The following is a 12481-nucleotide window of genomic DNA, read 5'->3' as shown; positions in this document are numbered from 1 at the left end:
TATTAAACAGCATGGACGTTTGCGTTGGTGAGAGGTAGTTAATCTTCTATATCTCTGTCATAGGGCCAAGCTAATTCTTTTTCATTATGATACTCTTTTAAATTTTCAACGCCGTTCTCTTTTGAATAAATAAATACTCTTTTAGGAAATGGCTGCTCTAAATTAATCGGAACTTCTTTTTCTCCTAGAGTCTGACTTATATAATAATAGGTCATATTGTTAATTTCTTTAATACTATCTAATGTAGATTTCATATTGCAACAATAGCTAGTAAAGCTGCAGCCATAAGAATAAAAATAGACGTCTTTCTTCATTTTATTATCCAAATAAACTGATGGAATCCTATTTAGACAAGTATCCAATTTAGAATCACTTAAGAAAAACAACTGATTGTTTTGAATACCTGTTGTAAAAGATATGTCGTTCACATTATAATGGCTAACGGACTTATAGTTCTTAAACATATTTCTTTTATCTCTACACGAAACAAATACGATAATTAATAATATTACAAATAGTGGTAGCTTTTTCATTTAATAACCATTTGGATTTATACCCTTACCATTTCTATTTTTTTCTTTTTTGAATTTTTCCTCACGCTGGCCTTAGATATTTGTTGTGATTTAAATATAGCTTAATATCTCTACTTTTAGCTTTGTTTATTTAGCACAAGCGTGGACGCTTGCGATAGCAAAGAATCAGTACTCTAATATTTTAATACTCAAAAAAATCCAAAACCTCATTTTGAATCAAGTAATTGATTACTTTATTTGATAGTAAATAGGTGTTATTTTCTATTTCTAGTAAATCTGTAGGTGAATTGAATTTTTTTTTAATTTTATTATCCACATTATTACTTACAATATAAAAATGATACCCTTCTAGTATTAGTTCTTTTAAGTGTTTAGATAACACATAATAACTACCATAGTTTCTTGACATGCAAATCATGTTTAAAGAACACAGAGGGTTATTTAGTTTTTTTATTATTTTTTTCCACAATTGTTCAGAGTAACCATGATTTTTTAAATTTTCATTATAGTAAACATAAAAATCATCATGTATAAATATGTCTTTTTCTTTTGTACTTAAAATCTTGTTTACCGTAAATTCACAAAAAAATTCTCCGTCTTGTTTTTTTTCTTTGTCAAAACCTAAGTCAGAAAAAAAATTGCTACTCTTTGATATTTTTTTATTACAACTAATTATTGTTAAGTTAACTCCTGACATTATTTATCAATTATTTTAATTAAATCTGCTGAATTATTAATTATATTCTCTCTTTTAACTCCCCAATCTAACAAGTTTTGAATTTGCTGATTAGATAATTTTTCTCCAGTATAATAAAAATATTCCATGCCTTCTTCTGCAGATGCCTTTAGTTGCTTCTCAACTTGCCATTTGTTTAATTTGGCACCTTTTTTAACTTCAATCCAAATAGAGTTATCAATATTTATATCAATATCAGTTCTTGATTTTAGACTTAAATTGCTAATTTCAGAATCTATTGCTTTTATTCTATTGGGTCTACTAAATTCAATCATATTTGCTAAATTAGCAACAAACTTGTCTCCTACATTGCTACTTTTTGGCATCCATATCTTTACAGATTTGATAATACCTTCACTTCCATATTTTATTATCAATCCGCTTGCAAAAGGAACAACTGTTGCTGTTGCATAAGAAAATGCACTAATTCCATCATCAATATCTCCAGTTAAAGAATACTTATATCCATAATAACTTGCTAAGACAGGATCCATGACTGTGTCAATTCCTGGGACTGAACCAATCATTTCCATTCCGTTTTCTAATGGCTCTAAAATTGCAAATTCAGCTAAATCATTTATTCCATCAACAGTCTTTAAAATCTTTTCTTGTTCAATTCTTCTAGCATCTTGCCCTTTGCCTACAAAATCACGTTTATTTAAACTGCTTACTCCTACTTTGTAACCAGATGCATCTAGAATTTTATTGACACCCGAAATGCCTTTGCTCTTTTTCTTTCCTCTACCATATTTCCACCACAAATAGAGTCGATTTAGAGATATAGGATCAAATTCCGAGCCTTCTAAATCAATTCCGTCAATCACCCTGTTTTCACTAAATACGTAAGGGCTGTTCCAGGGAAAAGATCTAAACAAAGGATCCACAGCAAAAAATCGTCCCACCCTTGGATCATGCATTCTAAACCTATAATTGATAGAATTCCCTTCACCTTTTACTTCGTCATCTTTTTCCTGCCCTTGGAAACCATAACGGTAATCACTTATACTACCATGGCGATCTGGCATGAGCATTCCAAAAGGATAATAGTCATTATAGGCTACAACATCTGGTATAAAGGTACCAAAAATATCAATCTCATTAGAGTTTTGAGCCACTGTAGTGATATCTGTAATACTTAAATTTTTAATGGTAAAGGTTTCGGCACTACTAAAACTATTATCAGAGTACACAATAATAGAATGTGTATTGGTAATATTAGTATGTATAATGGTTCCTGCCGTTTGAGATTGGTTTATAAACTCATCATAAAATACATAACCATCATTATCCTTGATCTTGAGTTTTAAATTAGAAGTATAATTATCTCTATCAATATCTAACTGGATTAAATAATCGGTATTGGCTGTCAAATTATAATTACCAATGGCTCCAGAATTTGCGCTTAATACGTTGACTTCAATACCATTACTTATGGTATTGATACTTGCGATATTGTAGGTGTTCCAGAGTTCGCCCAAAGTAGAATTGCCATAGGTTTCACTCCCTAAGTTTTGAGTAGGTAATTTGCGGTCTGTAATTACAGAGAGTACATTCCCCAAATGGTTACTTAGCTCGTAACGTTTGTCACCTACCAAACGATTATAGGCATATATATTTATCATACCAGGCAACAGCGGATCGCTATCGTGAGCATCTAAAAAGTCTGGGTGACCATCGATATCTTCATCTTCATTGGTTGGGTCGTTGTCGCCATCGTCATCTTCTTCTTCGGTGATATAACCATCGTTATCATCGTCAATATCCAAATGGTTTGGACTGCCATCGGCATCAGTATCTAATAAGTACACATCTACACCATCATTTGGCAATGGATCGAAGGTGTTTTCAAAAGCGGTTAACACCGTATCATCATCATCATCAATATCGAGGTAGTTTGGACTGCCGTCGCTATCAAAATCTTGGTTACTATGATACTCGTCAATAGTTAACACTGTATCATTATCATCGTCGTTATCTAAATAGTTTGGAATGGTATCAGCATCGAAATCATCATTGGTTGGATCGCCATCGGCATCAACATCTTCTAAAATGGTGTTGATACTATCGTTGTCATCATCGACATCGAGATAATTAGGTATCCCATCGCCATCGGTATCATCATTAATTGAAGAACCCGATTGGTCTATATCTTCATCGATAGTTAAAATACTATCATTGTCATCATCGGTATCTAGATAATCTGGAGTACCGTCACCATCAGAATCTTGAGCATCGGCATAATCTCCATCGCCATTAGGATCCATACCTTCATCATCATTTAAAACCGTATCATTGTCTAAATCGTCATCCACACCACAAGATGGTATCCATTTAGAAGGGGATAGATCATCTAACGATATGGTTAAGCCATTAGATATTGGCGACTCACCAATTGTTGTAAATCTAAAATCTCTTACATGACCTTCGATATCATAGGTGAGGTTGCACATTTCAAAATTATGGTTGGATATGTATGAGAATGATTCGGTATAGCTTACGGTTTCTACAGGCAATTCTTCTTTGGTTAAACCTCCCGCAGATGAGATGGTATAGGTATTTCCATTATGAATAAGCGTCACATTAAGGTAATTATTGATGCCATAGTACACATCGTAATAGATGGATTGGATATCTGTATTAGAGGTTACCGTTGTAGGATCGGTAATATAGACTAAGGTTGTTGTTTTTGTATACTGATTTGGACCAACTAAAGTAAAGTTTGTAAATCGTATTTCTGGAAGATATCGTATATCACCATTGCCTAAGTCTTCTTTCACTACAGCCACTTTTATGGTGTTTGCCTCGCCCAAATCTGTACTTGCCAATTGGTAAATAACACGTCTTGTATTTGGAAAATCTGCTAAGGTAAGATTGGTATCTATCGTAAAGTTATTACCAGTGGTAAAGCTAATATCCATGGCATTATCTGTAAAAAAGGCCGAAGTCGCATTAGATGAATTAAAGTTATAGGCACAATTATCACATATATTTGATTCGATAACCTGATTGATCGGGTCAAAGGCAATTAAATCATTAGCGTCGTAAGTGACCTCTGCCAATTTAAGTTTGCTGTATTCCTGTAATCCTAGTCGGCTGCTTCCATAAATATTGTGCTCTAGCACGCTGTACTCAACAGCAGTAGTGCTTCGGGTTGGGTTGGTATACTTCAGGTCATTTACTGCCAGTGTATTACCTTGAGCATCTCTTATATAATAGGTTTCGGTTGGCGAACCAATAAATGGGTGGACACGTTTTGATATACGATTACCTAAACCGTCATAATCAAAGAAAATATCTCTACCGTCTTTAACGATCTTTTTTACTTTTCCTGATACATTCCATTCTACCGTCATGGCTTCGCTAGTATCGGAAACTAATTGGCCAATATCATCATAAGTATAATTATCAAAAAGCTGTTCGTCAATATCAGAATCAAACTGGCTGTAATTGGTTTGCGAATCACCAACAAAGTTTAATTGATTAGTGCCTGCATTATACACATAGTTAAATTGATCCATTTGAATGCCCTTAACATCTCTATTTAATTGCTTTAAATTTCCATTTCGATCGTACTCATAACTGGTATCATATCCTGCATTGACCACACTAATACTTCCATTGGCGTTATTTTCTGTAGCTAATTGATTGGTACTTGATTTTATTCTATTTAATTGATCATAGATATAGGTATTCGAAAGTGTACCTAGTTTAAGTTCGTTTAATCCTCTAAGCGAGGTGGTCACTTGTTTTATATTTCCGTTGTATAAATTGGATTGTGATTGGGTTAAGGTTCCAGACAGATTTGACAATCGGCTTTGATGGTTAGCGATGTAATCATTATCAAAATAATTAAGCACATATCCTATAGCATCTTTAGCGGTTTTGTTATTGACACCAAAATGCCCATCATTTCCTATATCATCTTCGGCATCTATTTTTTCTGAATTAACCCCTTTTAACCAACCTTGAATGGTATAGGCATAATCTAAACCTTGCACTTTTTTATCACCTATAACTGTACGAGCCATAGGTCCATGTTTGTAGTATTCGTAAGCGGCTTCTTTCTCCCAAATAACACCATCTCTAGACGTTTTTACATCTAAAATTCTATTGTCGGCATCATAGTTATAGGCATGGATAAATTGGTCTTCCTTATCTTTTTGATAGTAGACCTTGTTTACATTACCACTTATCAAATCATAGTCATAGTACACCTTTTTTACGTTTTGTTCTAATAAGCTCAAGTATGAATTATTGATATAGGTAATAAACTCTTTAACATTACCATGGATATCATAACTGTAGAATAATCCATTCTGAAAATTAACAGGATTGGTTGGATAGGTTTCGTAGTATAGTACCGAAGTCACTCGATTTCTATTGTTGTAGCGATTATAGTTTTCGAAAAGATCAGCAATATCATTACTGAAGGCCTTATCATATTGTGTTACGGTAACCTCTTTTCTAAGCTGTGAAAAATTATCTGGGAAGTTATCGAGATTAACCTCTTCTACTATCGATTGGTCAAAATTACGTACCAATCGGCCTCTATTGTTAATTGTATACAGATTATTAGGAATACTCAATTCGCCAGATTCTTTAATTCTACCTAGTTCATCGTAAGAGGTATAGCTATATCGTTGTAATTCGGTACTGGTTCTTACAATTTTTACATCATGAATTTTACTATCGGTTCCTGTTAATGCACAATCAAATCGTAATGGTAACCCTGGAGTAGCTTCGGTTCGTGTCTTTTTTAGAATACCATTAACATAGAACTTGATTTGATCACCAGTTCTGGAAATTCTCAGTACATCACCTGCATTCCAGGAGCCAGCTGATGCAAATCCGCCTGGATAATAAAGTCGATAGGAACCAAAAGACTGTGGATGTATTCGATAATCTACATCATCATGATCTGTATCTGTATCTTCATAAGATAAACCTGCCATGTAACCATGATCTTGTAAGGTCCATTCTACATAACCATCACCATAAATAAGTTCTTGAGATGATGTACCTGCATTCCATGATCCAGAGGTTGTTTTGGTGATTGTACTTCCTGTGATACTTACATTCACTTGATTAATAAATGTTGGTGTATCTATGACTTCTTCATAAAATCCATTTTCAGGTTGAATTTGAATGGCATTTTGGGATAATACGATTCTACCTAGATCATCATAAGCAAATCTCGTTTCGCCTCCATCAGGTGTGTTTTGATAAACCAATTGATTTAATGAATTGTATTTATATCTTGTTTTAAGCGTGTGGTTCGGATTTATATCTGCATTGGTAGAGCCAACTTCTAAAGTTCGTAATTGGTTTATTTGTGTATTATCAGGTGTTTCCAGTCTATCAACACCTTCAGGAGATACGGTTTGCATTAGGTTACCTGCTTGATCGTAATAGTATAAGGTATATTGAAATTCTTTATCGTCATAGGTAAGATCAAAGGTCTCCACCAAATTATCCATGGCTGCATTTAGATATTCATTTTTGAAAAAAGCTCTTTGTTCTTCGAGGTATTGCTCATACAAATTATTGGCATACGAGGCTTGAATATTATCGATAAACTCTTCACAGTCGTCAAAAGCCTCAACACCTGGCGTATCAATTTCTAGTATTCCTGTTGGACATGTTTTTGTAGCTGGTAGATAGACTTGATTAACATATTCTAACCAATTTAGAGCTTCGGTATTTACTGGAAGTGAATTTATATAAGATAAAAAATCGGATATGGCTAGAGAGGTATCTGGATGACCTGCACCTAAAGCATGAGTACTAAAAGAAAAGAATGATATATAATTTTCATTATCGATGCCGTCAATATCAATATCAAATTCATCGATGTAAACCAAATAATCGGCTAATGAATATTTGTAGCCCAGTTCACAAAAGGTGTCTTTATCTAACCAATCTGGAATTTCAAAACCAGGAATCAAGCTGCTATATCCATTTCCGTCATCTGCTCCAAGTGTCGCAAGATAAGAGGTCCATTTGTCATCACAACTTACTGGCATTGGAGGCACTGGAACACAAGGGTTACATGGATTGGTGTTTGCTGTTCCTGAAGGTTGATAGAGTTCATTATATACATTTGTCATAAACGTGGTTAGCGCAGGACAATCATATACGCCCGAAGGTAGGTTAGGATTTAACTCGCTTAAGGTTAAAAACTTAAAATCTGAAGTATATATACTATTCGTGTTATCATAACTCACAGGCGTCCCAGAAATTAAACTATCAATAAACTCATAAGGAGTTAAAGACGTTTCTGGAGTACTTGGGTCATTGTCTATGATGGTATTAGTTGTCGTATCATAAATGATAAAAAACACTTTTTTAATGAGTGGGTTGTTAACTAAGTTATTATACGACGCTTGAGTATCACTTAAACTAGTAAACTTATCTCTTGCTATGACCACAAACATCACATCCATAGGTTTGTCAATAACCGTTGGAATATTATCGGCCATAATCTTAAATGAATTTGAATAATTATCATTTTGAATTTCATATAAGTATGGCGTTGTTTTTGGTTGACTTGCCGCTATCGTATATGAATATTGAGTAGCCGATCCCAGATAAGTAGTGACATTTCTTTGTATCGCACCATGAGTAATAAATTGTCCGCCAGAGGCATCTAAACTAGACGTTAATAAGAGATTGTCGTCTAATATTGAATTGAAAAAAGATAAAAATCCAGAGACTACATTTGATCGATTATCATTAGTAAAAGGGTTTCCTAGTGAAGCATTAGGCATTAAAATGGTTAATCCTATATGTTTTTCGTTACAATCACCAAGAATTGGAAGCGTTCCATTAGGATTAAAATCATCTGTATCACAACCGCCAATGACTGCACAAGAAGCACCGTCAAAAACAACTTCGACAGGATTATTAATATCTCCATCTTCAATAATGATTGCTAAAAAAGAGAATGTTTGTTCTCCATTATTATCATTTACATAGACCAAATCTCTAACATCGACGATGTACCATTGTCCATTTGCAGATCCATAATTGTTCCAGTTATACATGTTTGATGGATCATTGGTAGCATCAATAGTGATTGTACAGGTGTCACCATTATTCTCGTTTGAGTCTAAGTCGTCGTCGTCACCAACAAAAATTTCAAGAACACCTGTTCCTGCTGTAGATCCATTGGTGTATATTTTAATTCCTGATGCGCCTTCAAGCGGCTGACTTGAATTCCCTAATATGATGTTGCCGCCTAATCCAACATACAAATCTGGCGTTAGGTATTGCGCATTGGTATGTGCAGTTACCGAAGACGTCGGGATTTGCCCAGTAGTTTTTACAAACAGCCCTTTAAGTAGGGATTCCATATCATAAACTCCAGGACAGTTGCCTGTTTGAATCCATGTTTGATAATCGACTTCATCGGCTAAATCTTCAAAATTAGCAGAGCCAGTTGATGTATCTAATAAAACATCATAAGGGATAAAACGTCTCAACTTATTTTCATAGGCGCTCGAGAAACTGTTTTCACAAACACCTGAATTACTTGAATTACCAGATGGGTTTTCATCAAAATAAAAATCGAATACGTTTCTAAAACTTTGAGGATAATCACTTAATAGTGCCAAAGGATTATCGCTTAAATCTTCAACACAACCATTAAAAAATCCATTTTGGTTGGCATAAATGTTTGACATTATGAACACAATCTTGTCTTTAGTACTGAGATACATCGATCTATAGCCTTGCCAAAATTGTTGTTTTTCTGTAGTATTTAAAAGCGCTAAGGCAGAAGTCATATCACTTGGATATGTACAATTATAGAGAGAGGACTCTCCGCAAATAACGGCAAGATAGGCGCTTTCCCACATTGGCATTCCAAGACCGTCAATGTCATACTTTAAAATGTACTCCATCAAAGCTCTTCTAGCACCTAATTCTCCATCGAAATTATAGGTTTCAGAACCAATAGTAAAATTACTGGCTGGACTATAGGTGTTGTCCATATCAACTATACCATTAACAAGACTATTCACACCAGTATATTGTGTTGTTAAGTTGAAATAAGGATCATGTTCTACTAACATCAGAGGATTGGAAAAGATTGCTTCTAACTCTGAATTATTCAGAATCTGAATGTTTTCGGTGTCATTAGGGTCTAATTCATAAAATAATGATTTTAGGAGCTCGTCAAATGCAGATGAACTCAATTGACTTGGTAAATTAGAACTTGTAAAACCTGTATTACCAAGTGTACCACATATGTCATTAAAAAAGGTGCTGTATCCTACCTCTGGATGATAATATAAGAGCGATTTTGCCCAACTATTTTGCCAGTTATCAATAAAATCCTGTTCGTCTTTTAAGTGCTGTGGTTTTACTTCTATATAACCGTCTAAATTAACAATTGGGTCACCATTTCCGTCTAAGTATTGACTAATTTCTGCCAGTAAAATTGAAGGAGAAAAGACTATATTATTATCAGTGTCAAGAATAAAATCGCCATTTTCATCTTTTTGAGGCATCACTTCTACATAGGCAGTTTGGCCCTCATCATCTACATACTCATAGGTTAATATGTTTGGGTCTATTTGGTCTACAATAACGGGATTTCGCCATACAGCCGAAGTCAAACTACCAGTATTTGGTAAATAAGATGGATTAGACCCATCTAAATCATAATAGATACTAAATTCATCTTCGATAGGCTCTTCATTGTCATTTTGAAATATCGCATATTGTTCCCCTGGATTAAAGTCTTGTAATAACCTTAAATCTGCAATTTTACAGTTTGCGGTAAAACTAAAGGTGCCTGTTGGATCTGGCGTCTCTAAGATGTCTATATCAACACAAGTCTCTTCTTTGGCTGTGTAAATATCTGTAAGAGCTTCAGTATATAATGAATTTTGCTCTGTGGTTAATACATTATAAGGTGGATTATAATTGCTTATAGATAGTTCTATTTCTGCTATACGCGTTGTCAAGTAACTTGTTAAAGTTGGATATTGGGTGAAGAACGCATCACAATCTAAAGCACAATCATCATCTACTAATTGAAGTGTAAAATAATCCAAAGGCAAAATACAATCGCTTGCCATATATGTATCTAAACTAGCGTTATAGGCTTCTTCATTAACTTTAATACTCTTAGAAATGTTATAGTTTCCAACCGATAACGGGTTAGCAGATGTTTGAAAATTGACATTAGTAGCGCTGCCAGTATCTCCTATAGTTTGATTAAAAACAGAAAGGTTTGGATTTCCTAAATCTATGGGTTCACCACACTCATCTGTAAGACTTATAGACAGATCGTAGATAATATTGTAATTTTCATTACAAATTAATACTTGGTTTTGTTGTGCTGTATAATTTAGGGTAACAATAGAGTTGTCAATAGCAACAAATTCATTTCCAAAATATTGGAATCCGTCTTCAAATGATCCAAACGTACCTGTTGAATAGCTATAGTTATTGGTAAGTAAATCTACATTTATAGCCGTGTGATTACCATTATCATGATCTGATAAGGCATCGAGTTTTGTTGGCTTATTACCAGCCAATGCTGTTGCTATAGTTCGCCCTTGAGGATCGATGTAACTCACACTAACTTGTTGGTTAGGGTCAATGACCGTGTTTTTTTTGTAAAACTTATTGAAACCTACCTTATAGCCAAAAAGTCTATTGAGTTCTTTTTGATAGGGTGTCCCATAAAAATATTTCATCTCATGACCACTTCCAAATTGATGATTTAATCCAACACCTGATTTTCTTTTTACTCTACCTGTATTATCATTAGTATATTGAATTTGTGAAAATGGATACAATTGAGCATCTGGAATAAAGTAATCTTTATCTTCAGTTTTGAGTGTTAACTTTTGAGAATAGTATAAGCTAGCACCTGAATTGTTAGACATCCCATTTGTAATCATTTCTGTATCACAATCTGCCGCAGTATCTGACCAATCAAAATCTAAATGGGAATAGATTGTTTGATTTTCATTTAAATTAAAATCCTCATGAAAATTTAGAGACGCAATTTGCGAAGGTGCTGGTAATACTTCAACAGCAGGACGCCCTTGATTATCATATATAACTTCACCTACAATTGCCGTTCCATCAGTATTTATTTTTGTAACCGTTTGACGGTTTCTCAAAGTCCCATCAAAATAGCTAACAACTTCTTTCTTTTTTCCGTCTTCGGCATAAGACGCCTGAAATTGCCAATTTTTTGATTGCTGATGATGATAGGTTCTTTCATAATCTGGCCAATCTGAAACAAAGTCTTTATTTGATGAACCACTTGACCATTCTCCTAAAAATAATTTAGATGTATTTTCAAAATCGCCTCCTCCTTCATAAGCATCAGCTCGATAGCCAACGGCTCTTACTCTATAAACCAAATACCCATTTGGATAGATTAATGGGAGTCGATATTTGGTATCTGAAACACGCACTCTGGTATGGTTTAATTCAAAATCTCTTTCGGTTAAAACTAAGGCTGATGGTTGTAGCTCAGTCCCTGAAGGAGTGTTGGCATAATCATCAATCCAAGTCCATTCTAAATCATAAAATTCGGCACCAGTAATACTTGTCCAATTAATTTCTATCTCTTCTGCTGTTTGAGGGCTAGTTGCTGGTAGTTCTCCATTAGCCCCAAATTCAAAAAGTGAAGTAGAACAACTTGGTAAAACAGTAGAAAGTCTCTTGTATCGGTTAGTTGAATATTTTAGTGATAAGGACACATTTCCTGGGTTTGCAGTGCCAATACTCTGCCCACTTGATTTATCAATAATTGTAATTCCTGTAATTTCTATGCTTAAACTATGTGCGCCATCAATTTTTAATACATCTAAATCGCTAAAATTACCTGTGTTTCCGTATGGATTATATTCGACTGTAAAGACATGTCCAAAAGACGGATTCGTGGTTGCGGGTGGTGTCATGTCGATGGTTGAAATCTGTACTTTTAATTCGTATGTAAACCATAACGATGGATTAATAACGATATCATCTAAAACCCCGAGTGAAATTTCTATTCCAGGGTTTTCAGCAACACTATTAGGCGTGAAAAAATAGGGGTCTTCTATTAATAGTGTATTTTGCAAGGTCATCTCAGAAGGCAACAATGTTTCAATATGTTCTTCATTTTGAGCGTTAAGATTTAAGCCTAAAAAGAGGCCTAGCGAAATAAAAATAAAGTTGATTTTTTGACACATAATTTTTATGT

3 protein-coding genes are annotated in these 12481 nt (G+C 34.3%); all 3 read right to left on the bottom strand.

Going from position 1 to position 12481, the window contains the following annotated elements; translation table 11 throughout:
- Nucleotides 1–38 precede the first annotated feature (38 nt).
- Nucleotides 39–533, bottom strand: coding sequence for a hypothetical protein (locus tag Q0783_RS02295; protein WP_298892942.1), 495 nt, complete (start codon nucleotides 531–533; stop codon nucleotides 39–41).
- Between the two features lie 181 nt (nucleotides 534–714).
- A complete protein-coding gene (locus Q0783_RS02290; RefSeq protein ID WP_298892940.1) occupies nucleotides 715–1230 on the bottom strand; it encodes a hypothetical protein in 516 nt (171 codons plus the stop codon).
- Nucleotides 1230–12470, bottom strand: a complete 11241-nt coding sequence (locus Q0783_RS02285; RefSeq protein ID WP_298892938.1) for a hypothetical protein — start codon at nucleotides 12468–12470, stop codon at nucleotides 1230–1232. The genes Q0783_RS02290 and Q0783_RS02285 overlap by 1 nt, the downstream gene beginning before the upstream one ends.
- Nucleotides 12471–12481 lie beyond the last annotated feature (11 nt).

Origin of the sequence: uncultured Psychroserpens sp. (assembly GCF_947500255.1) — a bacterium.
Classification (GTDB): Bacteria; Bacteroidota; Bacteroidia; order Flavobacteriales; family Flavobacteriaceae; genus Psychroserpens.
This window is presented reverse-complemented; position numbering and strand designations above follow the sequence as displayed.